Raw genomic sequence first — 21126 nt, 5'->3', positions numbered from 1 at the left:
TTGATGCGGCGGTTCATGCGTTCCCCTCCGAGCTTGGCCCGCGAAGCCGCACCACGCTGCCCAAATCAGGCAGCTGGCACTGCGCCGCTTCCGCCAGTGTCGTCTTCTCCTCCTGGCCGTCATCGGCATCGCGGAAGATGATCGGCATGGTCGGATCGCGGCCCTCTGCAAGCAGCGCGCGCGCCGCGCAGGTCATAGGATTGCGTGAAACGCAAATCGCACGGCCGCCCAACGCAGCAAGGAATTTGCGCCGGCCGCGGCGGTCGGTGATGTGATGAATGATAACGACATCGTCCGGGCGTGCGTGGTGGTTGGCCGTCACCCAATTCGGCATGACGACCTCCGCACGCTGCCGATGGATGATCTAGGTGGTCCGTCGCCGGGATCGTTACCGCGGCCTTTGATCGAGCCACCACGGGACCGAGATCGGCGCCGTCGGGCGCGGGGTCGGCGGCGGCTGCAAGCGCCGGCATTGGCGCTTAAGGAGCACGGGCAGAACGCGACGATGATCTCGTGCGGCCCGCGTGCGCGTGCCTGGGCGAGACGCAACAGCCGGTAGAATGATTGATCTGACAACATGGGCACGGACCTCGGTTCGGGTGAGGTCGCGCGGCGGGCACCTTGGAACCTAAAAGCTGGCGTGGTATTGATCGGCTGTTCGATGACCCATCAGATACGCCAGCTCTCCCGGTCGCGCAGTGCCTACTGCGCGGCCGTTTGCTTATGACAAACCCAAATTGTCATTAGTGCTCAGTGCGCCGGAAGGGGGCAAAATGTCATAATTGGCGTTGGGCCAATTAGATTGTCTGCTGCCTTCCAAGCTGAATACGAGGGTTCGATTCCCTTCACCCGCTCCAAATTTTTCGAAGATTTTGCGAGAGTGGTCAGGTTTCAGTCTGACAAATCGGCTGCTTGACACGTCCTGATGCTCGCTTTGCGATCGACTGTTTCGCGGTGGAACGATCGTGGTGTGTACTCTGGCGGGGGCCGCGCTCGGACCGCGGCTACTGCGGTGGTGAGGTGTTGCGTCAATACCGACGTCGAACTCGAAACCGCGACAAATGCGTGTCGGCGATATCAGTGTCGATAGCTCGCGTCCCGATGGAAGGCCGCGCAAACTGCTCGACGTCAGCCGTCTCGCCAAGCTCGGCCGGCGCGCCACGACCTCGCTTCACGATGGCTTGAAGTGCGCCTATGCGGGGTATCGGGCCGGCGCGCCGGTGGCGGCGCGAGAGTAGGAACCTTCACCGCAAGCAAGAGTTGGCCGGTCGGGCAGGGCGAAAGGCCACACGAGGCCGACCGTGCAAGGAGCTGTGCGCGTGCGCTCCACCGCGCAAATCGCGGTTCATCCGATGCTGGTGCCATCGACAAGACCGGCGCATTGCTGGTCGCCGACGACAGCGGCAACGCCGTGTGGCGGGTGACGGCGGCCCATCCGCAGGTCACGCAGCGCTGGATATCGAGGAGTTGCACCATGGGCCTTGCTCAATACGCGATCGTGCCGGTCGAGGACGAATGGGGCGTGCTGCATGACGGCGACGTCAAAAGCAAATACGCGACCAAGGAAGCCGCGTTCGAGTCCGCGGTCGCTGCCGCCTCCCTGGCGATCCGTCAGGGGCATGAGGTGCATGTCAGCGTGCCCGGTCGCGAAGCCGGCGAGAATGCGCTGGGAAGCTAGGGATACGATCAAGCCCGTGCGCTTGTGATCTTGAGCGAGTACCGCGCCACGACTGCGCATCATCCCTACGTGAACGAGATCCGCTAACCTGTTTCCGGCCGTCGCCACGCCACCCTGATCCTTCCTACTGACCGACGATGGCGTCGATTTCCTCTTTCAGGAGGGCGCCGTAATGTTCGAGGACGCCCGGCGTCAGCTTGGCGCAGAGCAGCGTGAAACTGAGCGCCGCGCCCGGCTTTTCGCCCGGCGTCATGATCGGCAATCCAACTCCGGCAATGCCGGGAATGAGCTCGCCCACATCCACCGCGTAACCGCGGCGACGGGTGTCGGCGATCAGCTGTCGAACCTTGTTCTCGGTGAGGTTGCGATAGGTCGCGTAGCGCCCGAGGTTGGCGCGGATGATGTAGTCCTGCTCGTCCTCGTCCAGGAATGCGAGCATTGCGATCGAGCCCGGGCCCACGCCGAGGGGGACGAAGCCGCCGATCGATCCCGTCAGCGTCGGCACGATGCATTCGCCGTCGCGCCGGTCGAGACAAACGGAATCGTGGTTGAAGCGGGCCATCAGATGGGTCGTGTCGCCGGTGCGGCGCCTGAGCCGGGACAGCGCGATCTCGCAGCGGCTGATGATGCCGGGGCCGCGAGCCGCGCGGACGCCGTAGATCGCCATGCGTGCACCCAACCTGTAGCGCCGTTTTTTGTCGTCGCGGGCAAGCAGCTTGTGACCGACCAGCGTGTTGAGGATGCGGTGACAGGTGGCGGTGTTTAGCCCGGAGCGGGCCGCCAGGTCCTTGAGCGATAGGCCCTCGACGCCGCCATCGGCGACGAGATCCAGCAGGATGACGGTCCGGTCGAGCAGCTGGGCTCCACCGGAGGGCGGTTGGGCGATCACCGGCACAGTATCTCACATTATGAAAAAAGAGGCCTCGGCAACTTGTACATTGAGAAAGATGCGTCTCCAATGATGAAAATTAGGTCGCTTGAGATTGATGCATATTTTTTGAGCGACCTGATTTCTGCATTCGCAAAGCTGATGGCTGACGCGGCGCTGTGGCAACAGCGCTGGAAGGCCGTGATTTATCCAGAGGAACAGGATGACAGGCTTCAAAACGATGATGGGCGTTTCCGCTGTTGCGCTCGCTGCTTTTTTTGCTGGTAGCGCCGCCGTGGCGGGCACGCTTGAGAACGTCAAGGCACGCGGCAAGCTCGTCGTCGGCGTGAAGAATGATTACGTGCCCTATGGCTTTCTGAACGACAAGGGCGACATCGTCGGCTTCGAGGTCTCGCTTGCGAAGTACGTTGCCAAGGAGCTCCTTGGCTCCGAGGATAAGATCGAGCTCGTGCCTGTCGTCGCGTCCAATCGCATCGAATTCCTGACCGCCGGCCGCATCGATGCGATCTTCGCCACGCTCGGCGTCACGGCCGAGCGCGCCAAGGTCATCGACTTCACGACGGAATACGTTTCCGCTGCCGGCCCGTCCGTGCTGGCGGCCAAGGAAGCGACGGTCTCCAAGTGGGAAGAGCTGAAGGGCAAGTCGGTCTGCGGCATCCAGGGCTCCTACTACAACAAGAAGATGACCGAGGAGTACGGCATCAATCTCGTGGCCTTCAAGACCCAGCCGGAAGCCTATCGTGCGCTGAAGGACAATCGTTGCATCGGCTTCGTCTTTGACGACATGACGCTTCAGCAGAAGCTCAAGGAGCCCGATTGGGCGAGCTACAAGATCGCGGTGGCGCCGTATGAATTCCAGCCGATGGCCGGCGGCCTCCGCAAGGGAGACACGGAATTCCACGAAGCCGTCGACAAGGCCATCGCGAAGGCCGAGGCCGAAGGCAAGCTGATTGCGTGGGAGACCGAGTTCGGCATGCCGCACTCCGACTACATCGCCGCGCGGGCGAAGGCTGCGGTCGCGAAGAAGAACTGACGCACACGGAGCGGCCTTTGTTCGGACTCGACTATTCCTGGCTCGCGGATCCTGCGTACCAGCAATGGCTGCTGACCGGTGTTGTCAACACGCTGAAGCTGGCGGCGCTCTCATCGGCGGCCGCCATCCTCATCGGGATGCTCGGGGCCCTCGGGCTCACGCTGCGGATTTTCTGGCTCGATGCCCTGATCGAGCTGTTCGTAGAGGTGTTCCGCAACACGCCGCCGCTGTTGCAGATGTTGTTTGCCTATTTCACCTTCTCGAACCTCGGCCTCAAGGTGACCGATCCGTCGACGGGATTATCAGTTCCGCTTCTCAGTGCCTTTGCCTGTGCTGCGATTTCGCTCAGTCTCTTCGGCGGGGCGCTGGCGACCGAAGCCTTCCGCTCCGGCATCGAAACCATGCCGCGGTCGATCATCGATGCCGCACGGTCGCTGGGGTACGGCCGATGGGGCCGCTTCTGGCGCATCGAGGCGCCGATCGCCACCCGCATCTGCCTGCCGGGACTGACGAACATCCTGACCAACCTCTTCAAGACGACGTCGCAGGCATCCGTCATCACCGTGCCGGAACTGATGTACTACGCGGGACAGATCTACAATGACACGTTTCGCACGCTGGAGGTCATGATTCTGGTCCTCCTCATATACGTGGTGCTGGTGTCCATCCTCACATTTGCGATGGCGAGGCTCGAAGCCTTCATGGCCTTCCCGGGTTACGGGAGGGGGCATTGATCGCGGGCTCCATGCTCTCCTATGAGGGAAAGAAGCGCGCCGTTCTGCTGCTGATCGCCCTTGGCGTCGCGGTCTGGATCGCGGTCGATGCGGCGGCGGGCGGCGCGGCGCACTGGAGCCGCGTGCTGGCGCGGCTTCCTCTGCTTCTCACCGGCTCGGCGTCCGGCTGGCCGATCACGGGCGGCTTTGCCCTCAATATCATTCTCTCGATCGCCTCCATGGCACTGGCGACGGTGCTCGGTACGATCATGGGTCTTGCGACGCTCGCCAGGTTCGGACCGATCCGGGTCCCGTCTCTTCTGCTGATGAATTTCCTGCGCAATTCACCCTGGCTCGTTCTGCTTTTTGCAACGCTCTATTTCCTGCCGTTTGAGATGCATGTCTTCGGCACGACCATTGCGTTCCCGCCGTTCGTGAAGGCCGTGATTGGCCTTGCGCTGCCGACGGCGGCGAATTTCTCCGAGGTGATCCGGGGCGCCGTTCAGTCCATTCACAGCGGTCAGTGGGAAGCGGCACGTTCGCTCGGCTATGGCACCGGCCAGATCTATCGCCACGTGATCATGCCACAGGCGCTGCGGCGCATGATCCCGGGCTGGATGAATTCCTACGCGTTGCTGATGATCGCGACAGCGCTCGCCACGGTGACCGGTATCCAGGACGTGCTGACAATTCTGAATACTTTGCTCGCCATGGAGAACGAGCGCGTGATCGTCTACTTCTATTTGACCATCCTCTTCCTGTTCATCGCCTATTGCTATCCGATCGCGGTCGTCGCGCGCCGGTTGGAACGCGCCGTGAAGGGAGAAAGCCTGTGAGCCGCATCGACGCGCTGATCGAGCTCGACAACGTCCGCAAGTCCTTCGGTGACGTCCCTGTTCTCAAGGGCATTTCGATGTTCGTGCAAAAGGGCGAGGCAGTCTGCATTATCGGTCCTTCCGGGTCGGGAAAGTCCACCATTCTGCGCTGCATCAACGGCCTGATTCCCGTGGACGAAGGCTTTGTCCGCGTCGGCGCACACCGGGTGCATGAAATGAGGTCGGAAAAGCAGATGCGGGTGCTGCGCCATCAGGTCGCGATGGTGTTCCAGCAGTACAATCTTTTCCCGCATCGTACGGCACTGGAAAACATCATGATGGCGCCGATCCAGGTTCTCGGACACGATCGCGCCGAAGTCGAGGAGCGGGCCCGCAAGCTCCTGAAGAAGGTGCGGCTCTCGGAGAAGGCGGACAGCTATCCGGGGCAGCTGTCCGGCGGCCAGCAGCAGCGCGTGGCAATCGCCCGCGCACTCGCGATGCAGCCGGAAGCGATCCTGTTCGACGAGGTGACGGCTGCGCTCGATCCCGAAACGGTAAAGGACGTGCTGTTCGCGATCCGCGAACTGGTGGAGGAGGGCCTCACCTGCATTCTCGTGACGCACGAGATGAAGTTCGCCCGGGAGGTCTCGCAACGCGTTTGTTTCACCGATCGTGGTCTGATCGTGGAAAGTGCGCCTCCTGCGGAACTCTTCGACAATCCGCGAGACCCGCGCACGCGCGAATTCCTCGGTCAGGTTCTCTGATCGCACCACCGGGGCGGACGCGCTGCGTGGTGCGGCCATCCCACGTGCAATGAAAATGAAAGGTGAGCCGGAAGGCCCAATACATCATGCCTCGTTTTGATGACATCTACGCCAAGGACTTCAAGGAGACGCCTTACTGGTGGGAGGCCGCGGAACCGGAGACTGATCTCGATCCGCTGCCGGAGCGAGCCGACGTCGTGGTCATCGGCTCGGGCTATGCCGGGTTGAATGCAGCGACTCATCTGGCGCGCGCCGGGCGCTCCGTCGTCGTCATCGACGGTGACCGGATCGGGGAGGGAGCCTCGACGCGTTCGGGCGGGATGGTGTCGAGTGGCCAGAAGCTGGTGGTTAGTGGTGCGATCAAGGGAATCGATCCCGTGCTCTTCTCGCGCCTGATCGGCGAGAGCAACGAGAGCTTCGATTATCTGAAGATGCTGGTCGAGACGGAGAAGCTGGATGCGGGGCTTGCGCTCAGCGGCCGCTTTTTCGGCGCCCACGCCGTGGGCGATTACGAAACTCTGAAGCGGCATGGCATGCTTCTGGCGGAAAAGACCGGCGTGACCGCACATTTCCTCGATCGCGCGCATCAGCGATCGGCGATCGGTTCGGACTATTATCACGGCGGCATGGTGATCGACGAATATGGCGGTCTGCATCCGGGCAAGTATCACAAGGCGCTGCGCGACCGGGCGCGCGCCGCCGGCGTCATGCTGCGCTCGCATGCGCGCGCGGGTATGGTGCAGGATGGTACGAAAGGAGAGAAGATCGTGCCGACCGCTCGAGGTGCCATCCGGGCTGCCCACGTGGTCGCAACCACAAACGGTTACACCGCCGCCGATGCGACGCCTGGCCTCGCCAGCCGTATCGTGCCGGTCAAGAGCTATCAGATTGCCACCGCGCCGCTGCCGGCCGATCTCTTGGCCGAGCTCGTTCCGCAGGCCCGCATGGTGTCCGACACACGCCGTGATTTGATCTACGCCAGGCCGTCGCCTGACGGGACACGGCTTCTGTTCGGTTCACGCCCGGGCATCTTCGACATGCCCGACAAGCTGGCCGCGAAGCGGCTTTATGCGCGCATGTTGGCCATCTGGCCGCAGCTTGCGGGCGTGAAGATCACTCATGCCTGGAGCGGGCGCGTGGCCATGACCGTCGACAAGATAGCCCATCTCGGGGCTCGCGACGGCGCGGATTTCGCGGCTGGTTGCAATGGCAACGGTGTCGCGCTGATGACCTTTCTCGGCTACCAGACAGCACGCAAGATTCTCGGCGAGCAGAACATGCCATCGGCCTTCGATCGCGAGACATTCACGGCCGTGCCCTTCTATTCGGGCAAGCCCTGGTTCGTGCCGCTCTTTGCCGGCTGGTATCGCCTGCGCGATTTCCTCGACCGTCCGGGACGCTGAGCCCGGGCGGCACATCCGGCCCGGCTCGCCTTCCGCGTACCCGTTTCAAGGAGGACCACGTGTCCAGGATTATTCCTGATCTTGTCGTCGCGCCGCAGGAGCTGCCTGCGCATGTGGACGTCGTCGTGATCGGCGGCGGCATCATCGGCGTGTCGACCGCGCTTTCGCTGGTTGAGCGTGGCGTCTCCGTTGCCCTGTGCGAAAAGGGATTGATCGGAGCAGAGCAGTCGTCGCGAAACTGGGGCTGGGTACGCCAAATGGGGCGCGATCCGGCCGAGTTGCCGCTCGCGATCGAGAGTCTTCGGCTCTGGCGTGGCATGAACGAGCGTATCGGCGGCGAAACCGGCTTTCGGCAGGCCGGCATCGCCTATCTCTGCGACACGGATGCCGACGTTGCGATGTATGACGAGTGGTTGAAACACGCCACGTCCTTCGATCTCGACTCTCGCTTCGTAAGGGGCGAGGCGCTGAAGACGCTCATGCCGGGTATGGCGAAACCGTTCCGTGCCGCGCTGCATACGCCGAGCGACGGCAAGGCGGAGCCGTTTATCGCCGTCCCTGCAATCGCGCGCGGCGCGGCCGCGAAAGGGGTGCATATCCTCACCAACTGCGCGGTCCGTTCCATCGAGCGATCGGCGGGCAGGGTGAGCGGCTGTGTCACCGAGCGCGGCGAGATCCGCTGTTCGTCCGTCGTGCTGGCGGGAGGGGCTTGGTCGCGCCTCTTCGCCGGCAACATGGGCATCGATCTTCCGGTCCTGAAGATCCTCGGCAGCGTCGCCCGCGTTTCTTCGATCGAGGGCGTTCCGGATTTTGCCGTTGGTGCAGGCAACTTCGCTTTCCGCCGCCGTCTGGATGGAGGGTTCACTGTCGCCCAGCGCAACGCGAACGTCGCCCCGATTACGCCGGACAGTTTTCGATTGTTCTGCGACTATGCGCCGACGCTCATCAAGAGCTGGAACGAACTGACGCTTCGCATCGGCGGTCAGTTCGTTCGCGAGGTGAAAATGGCCCGCAGCTGGAAGAGTGATGAGGTTAGTCCTTTCGAGCATGTCCGCATTCTTGATCCCGATCCGTCGCTGCGGTTCGTCCATGGCGGCGTCACCCATCTGTGCGAAGCCTTCCCGGCGTTCCGCGACGCCAGGATCATGCAAATGTGGGCTGGCCTGATGGATGTCACGCCGGATGCCGTTCCAGTTATCGCGCCGGTCGGCTCCGTTCCAGGCTTCTATCTCGCGACCGGCTTCTCGGGCCACGGCTTCGGTATCGGTCCTGGCGCCGGCGCCCTGATGGCCGATCTCGTGACCGGTTCGACGCCTTGCGTAGATCCCGCACCCTTCCGGATGGAGCGCTTCAAGCGCTTGAAGAGGGCCGCCTGATTTTTGATGCCCACGCCAAACAAGGTGTAGTCGTCACGGGAGCTCTTCTCGTGGCAGACGGCGGCGGCCGGTCTCCCACACACAGTCGCGCTGTCTGATGCGGGCAATCTTGCTGGCACGGGAGAAGCGAGCCCAGCGTGCGCTTGTGGCGAAAAGCGTGTTTTGAACTGACGGTCTGAAAATATCTGGTCGTCTCTGCGTCGGATGTCGACGACGCGTCTCCGCCGGAGCGCTGCTGATCGGCGCACAATCGCCAACTGTGTTCAAGTCCGGCGAAAATAACATCATGTTAGGTTTATCGCATAACTGGGTAATTGTGTTAGCCCGGCGAAAGCCTATTGTCGCGACCAATCGGATACCCATCGGCAGTGACAAGCGCTCGCGGAAGTCGGCAGAGCGCCCGGAGAATGCTGCCCAATTTCTAGCGAAGCCCGACAACGGGACGTCAGCAAACCCAGTGGAGGAATTTTCTGCGATGACCACGACTCGCACGATCCGTCACATGAGTCAGTCCAGGAAGGCCGCTGCCAGCGGCTGGATCGGTTCGGCTCTCGAATATTATGACTTCTTCATCTACGCGACCGCCGCGTCGCTGATCTTCCCGCAAATCTTCTTCCCGTCGGAAAATCCCACCGTCGCCATCGTCGCATCGCTGGCGACCTATGGTGTGGGATATGTGGCCCGGCCGATCGGGGCCTTCGTCCTCGGACATTGGGGCGACACCCATGGCCGCAAGACCGTTCTCATCGTCTGCATGTTCCTGATGGGCATCTCGACGATGGCGGTGGGTTTTCTGCCGACCTATCAGCAGGTCGGCATCCTGGCGCCGATCCTGCTCGTCATCCTGCGCCTTGTGCAGGGATTTGCGGTGGCCGGTGAAATCTCCGGCGCGAGCTCGATGATCCTGGAGCATGCGCCGTTCGGCCGGCGCGGCTTCTATGCCAGTTTCGCCCTTCAGGGCGTGCAGGCCGGACAAATCCTCGCGGCAGCCGTGTTCCTGCCGCTGGCGGCCTATATGCCGACCGACGCATTCAATAGCTGGGGATGGCGGATTCCGTTCCTGCTCAGCTTCTTCGTCATTGTCGCAGGCTACATCATTCGTCGCGAAGTCGACGAAACCCCTGCCTTTGCGCAAGAGGGCGCACGGGGAGAAACGCCGCGGTCGCCCATTGTTCAGGCCATCAAGCTGAGCTGGCGCGACATGCTCAGGGTCATCTGCATGGCTCTGATGAACGTCATCCCGGTCGTTGCGACCATCTTCGGTGCGGCCTACGCAGTGCAGCCGGCCTATGGCATCGGTTTTGCCAAGGACGTCTATCTGTGGATCCCGGTCCTCGGAAATATGCTGGCCATATTCGTCATTCCCTTCGTCGGCAATCTCTCCGACAAGGTCGGTCGCAAGCCTCCGATCATCGTGGGCGCGCTGCTCTCAGGCTTGCTTGCCTTCGTCTATCTCTATGCCATCAGCATCAGGAATGTGCCGCTGGCGATCCTGGTGTCGCTGCTGATGTGGGGCGTCGTCTATCAGGGCTACAACGCCATCTTCCCGAGCTTCTACCCGGAGCTGTTTCCGACCCGCACGCGGGTGTCGGCGATGGCGATCTCGCAGAACATCGGAACGACCATCACCGCGTTGCTTCCGGCCCTGTTTGCGACCGTGGCGCCTCCCGGCTCGGACAATATCCCCTTGACGGTGGGAGCGATCGCCTTCGGTATCACTGTCATCGCGGCGCTGGCGGCCGTGACGGCCCGGGAGACCTATCGGGTCAGTATCGACGATCTCGGCAATCCCGAGGCCGTTCCGATGCCGCGGGCCGACTATGAGCGGCAGCGTGCGGAGGCGGCGAGCGGTGCGGCCGCAATTCCGACCTGAAGGGCACGCAAGGAGCCTGCCGCTGCGATCGATGATGTTTGCAGCGGCAGGGCTCGATGCGTTACTTGAGTCCTATTCGAACTCCGTGCGCGCGAGCGCGATCATCATGAGGTCAAGGGATGAACCCCGTTGTTGTTGCTGTCGCCATCACCGGCTCCGTTCCGCGCAAGAAGGACAATCCCGCGGTGCCGATCTTGCCCTCCGAGCAGATCGAGTCGACGCAGGAGGCCTTCGAGGCCGGCGCCACGCTTGCCCATATCCATGTTCGCAACGATGACGAGACGCCGTCCTCCGACCCCGCGCGCTTCGCGCAGGTGCAGGAGGGGATCAAAAAGCATTGTCCGGGGATGATCGTTCAGTTCTCGACCGGCGGGCGGGGCCGCGATCCCTCGGCGCGGGGATCATCGCTTTATCTGAAGCCGGACATGGCCTCGCTGTCGACAGGATCGGTGAACTTTCCGACGATCGTCTACGAGAACGGCGCCGCCCTGGTCGAGACTCTCGCGACCGGCATGAAGACAAATGGCATCCGTCCGGAAATCGAGATCTTCGATCTGTCGCATCTACACGGTGCGCGGCGTCTGATCGAGGCGGGGCTGATGGACTCGCGCCCGCACGTGCAATTCGTCATGGGCGTCAAGAATGCGATGCCGGCCGACGAGCATGTCCTCGACATCCTCCTGGGAGAGCTGAAGCGGCTGATCCCGACAGCGACGTGGACGGCGGCCGGGATCGGACGCCATCAGGCCGAGGTCATGGGCTGGGCGCTTGCGCGCGGCGCCGACGCGGTGCGCACCGGGCTCGAGGACAATATCAGGATCGACAAGACCCGCCTGGCCGCCAGCAATGCTGAGCTCGTGACCATCGCCGGCGAGGCTGTCGCGCGCCACGGCCGGCGCGTCGCGACCGCGGCCGAGGCGCGATCCTTGCTCGGGCTCGCGGGGTAGGGGCTACTGCCTCCTGCTGACATGCTCCCGGCCGCCTTCTGCCATTCAGCGGCCGGCGTTCCGCTGCGCCAGGACTTCCGTTATCAAGACTCCCGCTATGACGTGTCTGTGCGCACGCATGCAGCTGGGGCAGGCGACGATCGGAATGCGGTTCTTGAAATCTGACGGCAGGCTCATCGGGGTCCTGCTGGTGCTTGCAATCACCCAGCTCATTGGATGGGGCACGATCGGCCTTCCGCCGATCGTCGGCCGTGACCTCGCGGCCGATCTCGGCATGAGCCTCCCGATGGTGTTTGCGGGCACCTCGACGCTCTATGTCACCATGGGCCTGTGCGCGCCTTGGCTCGCCAAGGCTTTTGCGCGGCACGGCGCACGCAAGGTGATGATGGTGGGCACCGTCGTGGCCGTGCCGGGCTATGTCCTTCTGTATTTTGCGCACGAGCCGATGCTCTATTTCGTGGCCTGGGTCATCCTCGGCATGGGCGGCAGCGCCACGCTGTCGACCGGCGCCTATATCATGCTCAACGAGGTCGCCGGGCGACAGGCCAAGAGCGCGATTGGCGCGCTCATGCTGGTGACGGGACTGTCCGGCAGCATCTTCTGGCCGACCACCTCGTTCCTGAGCGGCCATTTCGGCTGGCGCGGCACCTGCCTCGTCTACGCCGCCATGCTGTTTCTCGTTTCGCTTCCGCTTTATGCTTTCGCAACTCCGCGCCGGGCCGTCGCGAAGGAGGGAGGCACCGTTCCCGCAAAACAAGCCAACGCGCTGTCGATTCCGCGGAGCACGTTCGGCCTCGTCGTCGCCGCGATCACCGTCAATGCCTTCGTCACTTTCGGCCTGAGCGCCGTTTTCATCGAATTGCTGCGGGCCGAGGGGCTGGCGCCGGCGCAGGCGATCGCCTTCGGCTCGATGCTCGGCGTGATCCAGGTCAGCGCCCGCGGGCTCGACTTCCTCGGCGGCGGGCGCTGGGACGGCATCACGACGGGGCTTGTCGCTGGCACGGCGCTGCCCGTGGCCATGCTGCTCTTGATGCTGAGCGAGGGGGCGACCTGGGCGGTCGCGGTCTTCATCCTGCTCTACGGCGCCGGCAGCGGCGCCATGGCGGTGGCGCGGGCGACGATACCGCTGGTGTTCTACGACCAGGCCGAGTTCGCCAAGGCGTCGTCGATGATCGCGCTGCCGCTCAATCTGGCCTCCGCGATCTCGCCGCCCGTTCTTGCCGGCCTGCTCACCCAGTACGGCAGCCGCGGCGCGCTCGGTCTCACCTTCGTCTGCTCCTGCGCAGCGGTGCTGATCCTGGTTCTGCTCGGCCGCCGCCGACCGCAGGTGGCCGCGGCCGGTGTGGTGTGAGGTCGGCGGCACGTCGGTTGCCGCGAGTTGCCGGTCGCTTCCTATTCGTTTTCACCGAGTGTCGCCCGGCCGCCACAGCAAAAGCGGGGGGAACCCGCTAGAGTTGGAATCGTCAATCCCATGGGCTGGAATATGCAATGAAACGCACGCTGATCTGCCTCGCCGCGCTGGCCTGCTCCGCCGTCGCTGCGGATGCTGCCGACTTGCCCGTTAAGGCAGCGCGCTCTGTCGCCGTGTCGCCCTTCGCATGGACTGGCTTCTATGCAGGTGTCCAAGGTGGTTACGCGTGGAGCCAGGATCGCACTGTCGAATTCTTCTTGGGCGGGCCTCCGACCGGCTTCACGCATGGGTTCCGCGCGGCCGGCGGCTTCGGCGGTGTCCATGTGGGCTACAACCATCAATTGGACAGGCTCGTTGTTGGCCTTGAGGCCGATGTAGACGTGGGCCCGGTGAACGGCGGATTTAACATCCCGTTTTTCCGATACGACGCGCGCAAGGAGTGGGAGGCCTCCGTTCGCGGACGGCTCGGCTTTACACCGACTGAGCGCCTGCTGCTCTATGTGACGGGTGGCTTGGCGTTCACCGAGCTGAAGTACCGGTGGACGTCGACATTGGCAGTTCCCACGGTGGATGCCGACATTTCGAAGACCGGATGGACCGCAGGCGTCGGCGGAGAAGCGGCGCTGACCTATCGGGTTACGGCGCGCCTGGAATATCGCTATAGCGATTTCGGCACGTCCCGTTTCGACTGGCCCGACGTCGGGAGCTACGAGCAGCATCCTCGCTTCCAGTCCGTGCGCGGTGGAATCAGCGTCAGGTTCTAGCCGTCATCAGCGGCGCGGATCGCCGTGGCGGAGCGCCGGCGCAGGCGTGATAGCCGTGGCGCGGAAATTCGCCCGCCGCAGGGCCGCTCCTGCTGCCGGGCGATGGATAGCCGTATGCCCCGAACGCAGTGCTCAGAACTCCAAAATGGTGTATCCGCAGGGAGCGCGGCCAGGGCTTAAGGCCGCCGCGCCAATATCAGTTCCCGGAGGAAATCGACATGTCGGCCTTGCCGCTCTCAGGCATCAAGATCCTTGACCTCACCCGCGTGCTGGCCGGGCCCCTGTCGGCCCAGATGCTGGGTGATCTCGGCGCGGAGGTGATCAAGATCGAGCGGCCGGGCACCGGCGACGACGCGCGCGCCTTCGGCCCGCCTTATCTAACCGACCCCGAGGGCAAGGCGAACAACAACAACTCCTTCTATCTCTGCGCTAACCGCAACAAGAAGTCGGTCACCGTCAACATCGCCAAGCCCGAGGGGCAGGCGATCATCCGCGCGCTCGCCAAGGACGTCGACGTCTTCATGGAGAACTACAAGGTCGGCGACCTCAAGCGCTACGGCCTCGACTACGAGACGATCAAGGCGATCAACCCCGGCATCATCTATTGCTCGGTGACCGGCTTCGGCCAGACCGGCCCCTACGCCCCGCGCGCCGGCTATGACGCGATCCTGCAGGCGATGGGCGGCCTGATGAGCGTCACCGGCCATATCGACGGCGAGCCCGGCGAGGGTCCGATGAAGGTCGGCCCGTCGATCGTCGATTACATGACCGGCATGAACACCTCGATCGGAATTCTCTCGGCGCTGTACCATCGCGACGCCAATGACGGGCAGGGGCAGCACATCGACGTCTGCCTGTTCGACACCGTCATCGCATCGCTGTCGCACTGGCTGCAGATCTACCTCGTCAACGGCAAGATGCCGCCGCGCCGCGGCACCTGGGGCAATGGCGGCATGCCGGCCGGCGTGTTCCGCTGCACCGACGGCGAGCTGATGCTGGTGGTCGGCAATGACGGCCAGTTCCAGCGCACCTGCGCCGTGCTCGGCGAGCCCGAGCTCGCCAATGACAAGCGCTTCGTCAAGAACAACGACCGCGTCGTGCACGGCAAGGAAATCATGGCGATCTTTGCCGGCCTGTTCCTGAAGCAGCCGGTGGCCTACTGGCTGGACAAGCTGGAGGAGGCCGGCGTGCCGTCGGGGCCGATCAACAATTTCGAGCAGGTGTTTTCCGATCCGCACGTCCAGTCGCGCGGCATGCGGGTGAAGGTCGACCATCCGTTCGAGCCCGATCTGTCGCTGATCCGCAACGCGCTGACCCTCTCGGAGACCCCGATCGAGACTTATCGTGCTCCGCCGCTGCTGGGCGAGCACACCCAGGAGGTGCTCGGCGGCAAGCTCGGCTATGATGCCGGCAAAATCGAGCAGCTGAAGCAGCAGGGGATTATCTAGCTTCGCTTCCTGATCCTCCCAGGGCGTGCCGGCGAAGACCAATGCGGAGTTGGTCGCGCATGCGACAGCGATCCTGACCAGCCTGGGAGCGACGGTTGCGACCACGGACGACGCGCGCGCCATGTTCGGCCTTGCCTGAGGCTTGCGCGCAATCCCCAGATAAACCCGGTCCGTACCCGCACAGGCTTCCGCTTTGCGCGCGACTCTGATGCGATCCTCCTGACGCAAGTCCGGGAGGGAACGCATGTCCTACACGATCGGGTTTCAGGCCAAGGACCAGAAGGCAATTCTGGCGACCGAGGCAGCAACGGCCAATCAGGCCGTCGCCATCATTGCAGCGCTGCGGCAAAGCGCCGACGAGATAAAGTTCATCCGTTCGCCCCAGGAAGGCGAGATGGGCATCGAGATGCTGCTGCTGCTCGCCAAGGAAGAGGCCGAGGAGATGCCGCAGCGGGTGTAAGGCACGATCCGGAAAACTGCGCAGCGGTTTTCCCTCGCGACAAACGCGGAACGGGTTTGCGCGGAGATCATGCTCAAACAAAAACTAGAGCGCGATCTCATCGCGCTTTAGGCTCGCAGCCACACTTCGAGCTTAAGCGAAGCATGCCGGCTGCAAAATAATGTAGCAAGGCGCCAGTCTCGCTCGAACCGAAGGTGGCTGCCGATGAAACGCGAAGCGCTCCGCGTCGAACCGATCTCGTCCTTTCTCGACCGCGTCAAGGCGCCGACCTCGCCGGTCACGCGCGCCGGCAACATGATCTTCGTCGCCGGCCTGCCGCCGTTCGACCCCGAGACGGGCGAGATCGGGGGGATGCCAATCGCGCGGCAGAGCGAGATCATCATGGAGCAGATGAAGCTCTGCCTTCAGACGGCAGGCGCCTCGCTCGACAATGTCATGAAGTGCAACGTCTACTGCACCTCGACCAAACACTTCGCCGTCTTCAACGCGATCTATGCGCGCTATTTCCCGATCGATCCGCCGGCGCGCATCTTCGTCTGCACCCCGGAATGGTTCGGCCCCTTCGACGTCGAGATCGACTGCATCGCGATGATGTGAGGGGGATTTCCGCGGCCCATCCTTCGAGGCGCCCGCTTGAGGCGGGCGCCTCAGGATGAGGACGGAGCGCGCGGCTTAGATTCAACGGGCAACAATGCCGATTAGCCTCATCCTGAGGAGACCGCAAAGCGGTCGTCTCGAAGGACGAGGCGTGCACGAGAAATCGATCGAGCTCATTCGTCAGCGCGCGTCTCGCGCGAGTAGGCGCGCGGGCGCCTTCGTCTCGGTCCGCCCCGCCGTCAGCGCCATCGTCGCGACGCTGACGACGCGCGCGACGACGTCCTCGACGTCGTCGAGATCGCATTTGCCTTCCGACAGCTTCGTCAACCGCTCGCTCTCGCGGATGGTGTGGTGCGCCATGGCGAGCGCGAAGTTCAGGCCCCAATAGATATCGACGTCGCTGCGGTCGGGCAGGGACCGTCGCATGGCGCCCGCGAATTTCCGCAAATGGTCGATCTCGCGGTTCTTGATGCGGCGGATCGGCGGCACGGATTCGATCGAGGCGCGGATCATGAAGCGCGCCGCGGTGGATCGCTGGTTTTCCGGACCAAGGCAGCCGCGCAAGGTCGGGCCGACCAGGGCGCGCAAGATCACCTCGATCGGCGCACGACCGCCGCCTTGTTCTTCCGCGGCCTTCAATTCGCGCAGGCGTTCGCGGTTGGTGGCGATCGAGCGCGAGACGAACAGCTCCGCGATCAATTCGTCCTTCGAGCCGAAATGATAATTCACCGCCGCGAGGTTGACGTTGGCCTCCGCGACGATGTCGCGCAGCGTCACGTCGCCAAAGCCGCGATCGGCATAAAGCCGTTCGGCGGCGGCGAGAATGGCAGACCTCGTATGATCGCTGGCCATGGATGCCCCTCGGGGAGGGAGTTGCAATTCAAACACTTGTATGAAACTATCGTTTGAAGGCCGGAGAAAGTCAATCCGCAATCGAGACTCGTTCGCAACGCGCGAGCCGGTTCCGAGGCGTCCGCAAGCATTCGCGCTTGCGGGGCGCGTGCGGCGGGAGGACAGTCCGGCGCAAAACAGCTTTGCAAAGAGAGACCGAGGAGCGTCCCATGGATTTCGATCTGTCCCCCAAGCAGAAGGAATGGCTCGACCGCGTGCAGTCGTTCATGACCAAGCACGTGCGTCCGGCGGTGCCGATCTATAACGAGCAGGATCACAGCGGCGAGCGCTGGAAGGTGATCCCGGTTCTGGAGGACCTCAAGAAGAAGGCGAAGGCCGAAGGCCTCTGGAACATGTTCATGCCGCCGAACGAGCATGAGGACGACGAATTCCGCGGCGCGGGATTGACCAATCTCGAATACGCGCTGCTGTCGGAGCAGATGGGCCACATCTCCTGGGCTTCGGAAGTGTTCAACTGTTCGGCGCCCGACACCGGCAACATGGAAGTGTTCATGCGCTACGGCTCCAAGGAGCAGAAGCGCAAATGGCTGCGTCCGCTGATGGACGGCGAGATCCGATCGGCGTTCCTGATGACGGAACCGGCGGTCGCCTCGTCCGACGCCACCAACATCGAGACCAGCATCGAGAAGGATGGCGATCACTACGTCATCAACGGCCGCAAATGGTGGTCGTCCGGCGTCGGCGATCCCCGCTGCAAGATCGCGATCCTGATGGGCAAGACCGATTTCAAGGCGGCCAAGCATCAGCAGCAGTCGCAGATCCTGGTTCCGCTCGACACCCCCGGCATCAAGGTCGAGAAAATGCTGCCGGTGTTCGGCTTCGACGATGCGCCGCACGGCCACGCCCAGGTGCTGCTCGAGAACGTGCGCGTGCCGAAGGAGAACATCCTGCTCGGTGAAGGCCGCGGCTTCGAGATCGCGCAGGGCCGCCTCGGTCCCGGCCGCATCCATCACTGCATGCGCACCATCGGCAAGGCAGAGGAAGCGCTGGAGAAGATGGTGAAGCGGCTGATGTCGCGCACCGCCTTCGGCAAGAAGATCGTCGAGCACAGCGTGTGGGAGCAGCGCATCGGCGAGGCCCGCACCAACATCGAGATGACGCGTCTTCTCTGCCTCAAGGCTGCCGACATGATGGACAAGGTCGGCAACAAGACCGCGCAGGCCGAGATCGCGATGATCAAGGTCGCAGCCCCCAACATGGCGCTGAAGATCATCGACGAGGCGATCCAGGCCTTTGGTGGCGCAGGCGTTTCGGACGAAGCGGGTCTTGCCAAGGACTACGCCGGCATCCGCACGCTGCGGCTCGCCGACGGTCCGGACGAGGTGCACAATCGCGCCATTGCAAGGCTCGAAGTTCGGAAGTATGCCAATTCTCCCAAGCATTAAGAGGGAGAGCCCTGCGGCGCTCCCGACTTGAAAAAGACGACAGGGCTGATCCGCATTCGGTGACCGCTTGACGCAAGTGCGTCAGCGGTTACCGATTAGGATCATGTTCGGACTGAAGAGGGAGCGTCATCGTGGCTGACGGCGTCAGGAAAGACGAAGAATTCTCGGGCACCAAGCCGGTCGAGGAGCGTCATCGCTTCGACGAGATGCGGCTCGAAGCCTGGATGCGCGACAACGTCGAAGGCTATGAGGGCCCGCTGGTCGTCCTCCAGTTCAAGGGCGGCCAGTCCAATCCGACCTACCGGCTCAACACGCCGAACCGCTCATATGTGATGCGCCGAAAGCCGTTCGGCAAATTGCTGCCGTCGGCGCACGCGGTCGATCGCGAATATCGCGTCATCGCAGCCCTTGGAAAGCAGGGTTTTCCGGTCGCGCGCGCCTACGCGCTGTGCCAGGACGACAGCATCATCGGCGCCGCCTTCTACATCATGTCGATGGAGGACGGCCGGGTGTTCTGGGATCCGACGCTGCCGAGCCAGACGCCGGAGGACCGCCGCAAGATATTCACCAGCAAGATCGAGACGCTGGCAAAACTCCACATGTACGATCCCGTAGCGATCGGCCTCGGCGAGTTCGGCAAGCCCGGCAACTACTTTGCGCGGCAGATCGACCGCTGGACCAAACAGTACCGGGCGTCCGAGACGCAGCACATTCCGGAGTTCGAGAAGGTCGCCGAATGGCTGCCCAAAACCGTGCCGGAGCAGGCGCGCGTCTCGATCGTCCACGGCGACTATCGCCTCGACAACATGATTTTCCACGCGACGGAACCGCGCGTGCAGGCCGTGCTCGACTGGGAGCTGTCGACGCTTGGCGATCCCATGGCCGACTTCACCTATCTGTTGATGCAGTGGATCATGCCGGGCCTGGAGGGCGCCGACCTCAAGGCGCTCAACATCCCAAGCGTGGAAGAGGCCGCGCAGATCTATTGCAACGTCACCAAGATGACGGTGCCTGATCTCAACTGGTATTTTGCTTACAACCTGTTCCGCCTCGCCGGCATCACCCAGGGCATCGCCGGCCGCGTTCGCGACGGCACCGCCGCCAATGCCAAGGCGCTGGAGTCAGCCAAGCGCACCGTGCCGCTGTCGAAGGCGTCGTGGGAGTACGCGCAGAAGGCGGGCGCGGTTTAGACACACAAAGGCGCGGCTGATGGCCGCGCCTTTTCGCTTTGTGGTTCGCCGTCTCCACACTTTCGGTGTCATTGCCCGCGAAAGCGGGCAATCCAGTATCCCAGAGACAGCGCGTGGACGCAGAGGAGCCGCGGCGTACTGGATGCGCCGGTCAAGCCGGGGCATGACACCGCTGTCGTAGCGACATCAGTGAAAGAACGGCCAGCCACATGATCGATCACGCCACCCTCATCACCTACATCCTCATCGTACTCGGTTTTGTCTTCATTCCCGGGCCTGCGACGCTGCTCACCATGGCGCGCGCGGTTAGCTCGGGAACGAAGGTCGGCATCGCGACCGGCGCGGGGATTGCGGCCGGTGACTTGATCCACACTTCGATGGCGATCGTCGGTCTTTCGGCGATCATCGCGACCTCTGCGCTGCTGTTCAGCATCGTTAAATATGCGGGCGCTGCGTTCCTGATCTATCTCGGCATTCGCGCGATGCTCGACAAGGCGCCGGTCGAGCTGAACGGCGGCGCGCCCGCGATCGGCGCGGGCCGGGCCTTCCGGCAGGCCGTGCTGACCGAAGTGCTCAATCCCAAGACCGCGCTGTTCTTCCTTGCGTTCCTGCCGCAATTCGTGAGGCCGGAGCACGGTTCGATCGCACTTCAGCTTGCGATCCTCGGCATCGTCTTCGTGCTGCTGGGTCTCGTCAGCACCGTGGTGTTCGCCGTCGGCGCCGGTCGTCTGGGCAATCTCCTGCGCCGCCATCCGGCCGTGGTGAAATGGCAGGGCAAGGTGGTCGGGACCATCTACTGCGCTGTCGGCGTGCGGCTGGCGTTGCAGGAGCGATGAGGAACGCGTGCTCCCGTAGCCCGGGTGAGCGCAGCGACACCCGGGACGGCGGTCCCGCATGTTGCTAACGCTCATGCGGGCTACGCTCTGAACGGTTGCGGCGATGAACGCCATCGATGTCGACATCCTGCGCTCGCTGTTCATGCCCTTCTTCTTCGACGCGACGGCGTCGAGCGCCGCTCTGATGGTGATTGGCCTGCTACCGGGCGCGAATGGTGAACCTCGGTCCGACGTAGTAGCCGCCGTATCCGCGATCGTAATAGCCGGGACCGGCGTAGTAGTTGTAGCCCCTGCCGGGGAAGTAGCTGGGGTCGTCAAAGTAGCGCAGGACATAGCGTCCCCGGGTCCGCCAGCAGCGTCCATAATACTCGTTGCAGATCAGACCGACTTGGTCGACGTCGGAGATTTCGGCAGAGCCGATCGTCGTTGCGTTGAGCGGCGCGGCGGGAGCGGCGGCCGCAACCAGCGTGGCCCCGAGTGCGCCCAGTGCGATGGCCTTCATGGAGTTCTCCCTTCAGTTAGGCGAGAGTCTGGAGCCTAGCAGAAGGGAGCCTTGCCTGTCGGGCAAATCAGCTCCCGCAGGGTGGGCAAAGGCGCATCATTGTCCGCCATTCGCACGGGCAACAGAAGTG

Annotated in this window: 22 protein-coding genes and 1 pseudogene; 19 read left to right on the top strand and 4 right to left on the bottom strand. The window is 63.2% G+C overall.

From position 1 onward, the window contains the following. Positions 1-13 precede the first annotated feature (13 nt). Positions 14-334, bottom strand: a complete 321-nt coding sequence (locus AB7245_RS27470) for a hypothetical protein (protein WP_439035078.1) — start codon at positions 332-334, stop codon at positions 14-16. A gap of 736 nt (positions 335-1070) precedes the next feature. Here AB7245_RS27470 and AB7245_RS27465 point away from each other — a divergent pair. Then, positions 1071-1238: pseudogene (locus AB7245_RS27465) on the top strand (GDP-L-fucose synthase); the annotation flags it as partial. Between the two features lie 236 nt (positions 1239-1474). Then, complete coding sequence (locus tag AB7245_RS27460; RefSeq protein WP_063986285.1) at positions 1475-1678, top strand: hypothetical protein; 204 nt, start codon at positions 1475-1477, stop codon at positions 1676-1678. A gap of 124 nt (positions 1679-1802) precedes the next feature. Here AB7245_RS27460 and AB7245_RS27455 read toward each other — a convergent pair whose 3' ends face one another. After that, positions 1803-2567 carry an IclR family transcriptional regulator gene (locus AB7245_RS27455; protein ID WP_245344277.1) on the bottom strand — a complete coding sequence of 255 codons (765 nt, stop codon included), beginning with the start codon at positions 2565-2567 and terminating at the stop codon, positions 1803-1805. Between the two features lie 202 nt (positions 2568-2769). Between AB7245_RS27455 and AB7245_RS27450 the strand changes: the two genes are divergently transcribed. The 14 genes from AB7245_RS27450 (at position 2770) to AB7245_RS27385 (ending at position 16171) form a co-directional block, all read left to right on the top strand. Then, positions 2770-3600, top strand: a complete 831-nt coding sequence (locus AB7245_RS27450) for a transporter substrate-binding domain-containing protein (protein WP_354115495.1) — start codon at positions 2770-2772, stop codon at positions 3598-3600. Positions 3601-3617: 17 nt separating this feature from the next. Further along, positions 3618-4334: an amino acid ABC transporter permease gene (locus AB7245_RS27445; RefSeq protein WP_085405391.1), complete on the top strand. Its 717-nt coding sequence runs from the start codon at positions 3618-3620 to the stop codon at positions 4332-4334. Next, the gene (locus tag AB7245_RS27440) at positions 4331-5149 is read left to right on the top strand and encodes an amino acid ABC transporter permease (protein ID WP_245344279.1); all 819 of its coding nucleotides are present in this window, start codon (positions 4331-4333) and stop codon (positions 5147-5149) included. The genes AB7245_RS27445 and AB7245_RS27440 overlap by 4 nt, the downstream gene beginning before the upstream one ends. Further along, a complete protein-coding gene (locus AB7245_RS27435) occupies positions 5146-5892 on the top strand; it encodes an amino acid ABC transporter ATP-binding protein (RefSeq protein WP_085405393.1) in 747 nt (248 codons plus the stop codon). Before AB7245_RS27440 ends, AB7245_RS27435 begins: the two co-directional genes overlap by 4 nt. Positions 5893-5978: 86 nt before the next feature. Next, positions 5979-7295 (top strand): NAD(P)/FAD-dependent oxidoreductase, encoded by a 1317-nt coding sequence (locus AB7245_RS27430; protein ID WP_085405394.1) that lies wholly within the window; start codon positions 5979-5981, stop codon positions 7293-7295. 59 nt (positions 7296-7354) lie between these two features. Further along, positions 7355-8671, top strand: coding sequence for an NAD(P)/FAD-dependent oxidoreductase (locus AB7245_RS27425; protein ID WP_085405395.1), 1317 nt, complete (start codon positions 7355-7357; stop codon positions 8669-8671). Positions 8672-9146: 475 nt separating this feature from the next. After that, the gene (locus AB7245_RS27420) at positions 9147-10544 is read left to right on the top strand and encodes an MFS transporter (protein WP_439035077.1); all 1398 of its coding nucleotides are present in this window, start codon (positions 9147-9149) and stop codon (positions 10542-10544) included. Between the two features lie 119 nt (positions 10545-10663). Beyond that, positions 10664-11491, top strand: coding sequence for a 3-keto-5-aminohexanoate cleavage protein (locus AB7245_RS27415; protein ID WP_085405397.1), 828 nt, complete (start codon positions 10664-10666; stop codon positions 11489-11491). A gap of 145 nt (positions 11492-11636) precedes the next feature. Further along, positions 11637-12842, top strand: coding sequence for an MFS transporter (locus AB7245_RS27410; RefSeq protein WP_085405572.1), 1206 nt, complete (start codon positions 11637-11639; stop codon positions 12840-12842). Between the two features lie 137 nt (positions 12843-12979). Next, positions 12980-13666: an outer membrane protein gene (locus AB7245_RS27405; RefSeq protein WP_085405398.1), complete on the top strand. Its 687-nt coding sequence runs from the start codon at positions 12980-12982 to the stop codon at positions 13664-13666. Positions 13667-13884: 218 nt separating this feature from the next. Continuing rightward, positions 13885-15114, top strand: coding sequence for a CaiB/BaiF CoA transferase family protein (locus tag AB7245_RS27400; RefSeq protein ID WP_085405399.1), 1230 nt, complete (start codon positions 13885-13887; stop codon positions 15112-15114). 25 nt (positions 15115-15139) lie between these two features. Further along, the gene (locus AB7245_RS27395) at positions 15140-15253 is read left to right on the top strand and encodes a 3-keto-5-aminohexanoate cleavage protein (protein WP_085405400.1); all 114 of its coding nucleotides are present in this window, start codon (positions 15140-15142) and stop codon (positions 15251-15253) included. A 105-nt stretch (positions 15254-15358) separates the two neighbouring features. After that, positions 15359-15574, top strand: a complete 216-nt coding sequence (locus tag AB7245_RS27390) for a hypothetical protein (RefSeq protein WP_014494475.1) — start codon at positions 15359-15361, stop codon at positions 15572-15574. 204 nt (positions 15575-15778) lie between these two features. Next, positions 15779-16171 carry a RidA family protein gene (locus AB7245_RS27385; protein WP_085405401.1) on the top strand — a complete coding sequence of 131 codons (393 nt, stop codon included), beginning with the start codon at positions 15779-15781 and terminating at the stop codon, positions 16169-16171. A gap of 180 nt (positions 16172-16351) precedes the next feature. Here AB7245_RS27385 and AB7245_RS27380 read toward each other — a convergent pair whose 3' ends face one another. Continuing rightward, positions 16352-17023, bottom strand: a complete 672-nt coding sequence (locus AB7245_RS27380; RefSeq protein ID WP_085405402.1) for a TetR/AcrR family transcriptional regulator — start codon at positions 17021-17023, stop codon at positions 16352-16354. Positions 17024-17232: 209 nt separating this feature from the next. On the opposite strand from AB7245_RS27380, the gene AB7245_RS27375 reads away from it, so the two are divergent. The 3 genes from AB7245_RS27375 to AB7245_RS27365 all read left to right on the top strand — a co-directional run bounded on the left by AB7245_RS27375 (position 17233) and on the right by AB7245_RS27365 (position 20494). Next, the gene (locus AB7245_RS27375; RefSeq protein ID WP_063982561.1) at positions 17233-18468 is read left to right on the top strand and encodes an acyl-CoA dehydrogenase family protein; all 1236 of its coding nucleotides are present in this window, start codon (positions 17233-17235) and stop codon (positions 18466-18468) included. Between the two features lie 131 nt (positions 18469-18599). After that, positions 18600-19658, top strand: a complete 1059-nt coding sequence (locus tag AB7245_RS27370) for a phosphotransferase family protein (protein ID WP_063982562.1) — start codon at positions 18600-18602, stop codon at positions 19656-19658. 209 nt (positions 19659-19867) lie between these two features. Beyond that, positions 19868-20494, top strand: coding sequence for a LysE family translocator (locus tag AB7245_RS27365; RefSeq protein WP_063982563.1), 627 nt, complete (start codon positions 19868-19870; stop codon positions 20492-20494). 199 nt (positions 20495-20693) lie between these two features. Here the strand turns inward: AB7245_RS27365 and AB7245_RS27360 are convergent, their stop codons facing one another. Next, positions 20694-20996, bottom strand: a complete 303-nt coding sequence (locus AB7245_RS27360) for a hypothetical protein (protein WP_085405403.1) — start codon at positions 20994-20996, stop codon at positions 20694-20696. Positions 20997-21126 lie beyond the last annotated feature (130 nt).

The organism is Bradyrhizobium sp. 604_D8_N2_3 (genome assembly GCF_051810765.1).
Taxonomy (GTDB): Bacteria; Pseudomonadota; Alphaproteobacteria; order Rhizobiales; family Xanthobacteraceae; genus Bradyrhizobium; species Bradyrhizobium barranii.
The sequence above is the reverse complement of the archived record's forward strand: the minus strand, read 5'-3'. Positions and strand labels throughout refer to the sequence as shown.

Coding starts and splice junctions, on each gene's coding strand:
- AB7245_RS27470 (WP_439035078.1), bottom strand. CDS start 334: ATGCCGAATTGGGTGACGGCCAACCACCACGCACGCCCGGACGATGTC.
- AB7245_RS27460 (WP_063986285.1), top strand. CDS start 1,475: ATGGGCCTTGCTCAATACGCGATCGTGCCGGTCGAGGACGAATGGGGC.
- AB7245_RS27450 (WP_354115495.1), top strand. CDS start 2,770: ATGACAGGCTTCAAAACGATGATGGGCGTTTCCGCTGTTGCGCTCGCT.
- AB7245_RS27430 (WP_085405394.1), top strand. CDS start 5,979: ATGCCTCGTTTTGATGACATCTACGCCAAGGACTTCAAGGAGACGCCT.
- AB7245_RS27420 (WP_439035077.1), top strand. CDS start 9,147: ATGACCACGACTCGCACGATCCGTCACATGAGTCAGTCCAGGAAGGCC.
- AB7245_RS27415 (WP_085405397.1), top strand. CDS start 10,664: ATGAACCCCGTTGTTGTTGCTGTCGCCATCACCGGCTCCGTTCCGCGC.
- AB7245_RS27410 (WP_085405572.1), top strand. CDS start 11,637: ATGCGGTTCTTGAAATCTGACGGCAGGCTCATCGGGGTCCTGCTGGTG.
- AB7245_RS27405 (WP_085405398.1), top strand. CDS start 12,980: ATGAAACGCACGCTGATCTGCCTCGCCGCGCTGGCCTGCTCCGCCGTC.
- AB7245_RS27400 (WP_085405399.1), top strand. CDS start 13,885: ATGTCGGCCTTGCCGCTCTCAGGCATCAAGATCCTTGACCTCACCCGC.
- AB7245_RS27390 (WP_014494475.1), top strand. CDS start 15,359: ATGTCCTACACGATCGGGTTTCAGGCCAAGGACCAGAAGGCAATTCTG.
- AB7245_RS27385 (WP_085405401.1), top strand. CDS start 15,779: ATGAAACGCGAAGCGCTCCGCGTCGAACCGATCTCGTCCTTTCTCGAC.
- AB7245_RS27380 (WP_085405402.1), bottom strand. CDS start 17,023: ATGGCCAGCGATCATACGAGGTCTGCCATTCTCGCCGCCGCCGAACGG.
- AB7245_RS27375 (WP_063982561.1), top strand. CDS start 17,233: ATGGATTTCGATCTGTCCCCCAAGCAGAAGGAATGGCTCGACCGCGTG.
- AB7245_RS27365 (WP_063982563.1), top strand. CDS start 19,868: ATGATCGATCACGCCACCCTCATCACCTACATCCTCATCGTACTCGGT.
- AB7245_RS27360 (WP_085405403.1), bottom strand. CDS start 20,996: ATGAAGGCCATCGCACTGGGCGCACTCGGGGCCACGCTGGTTGCGGCC.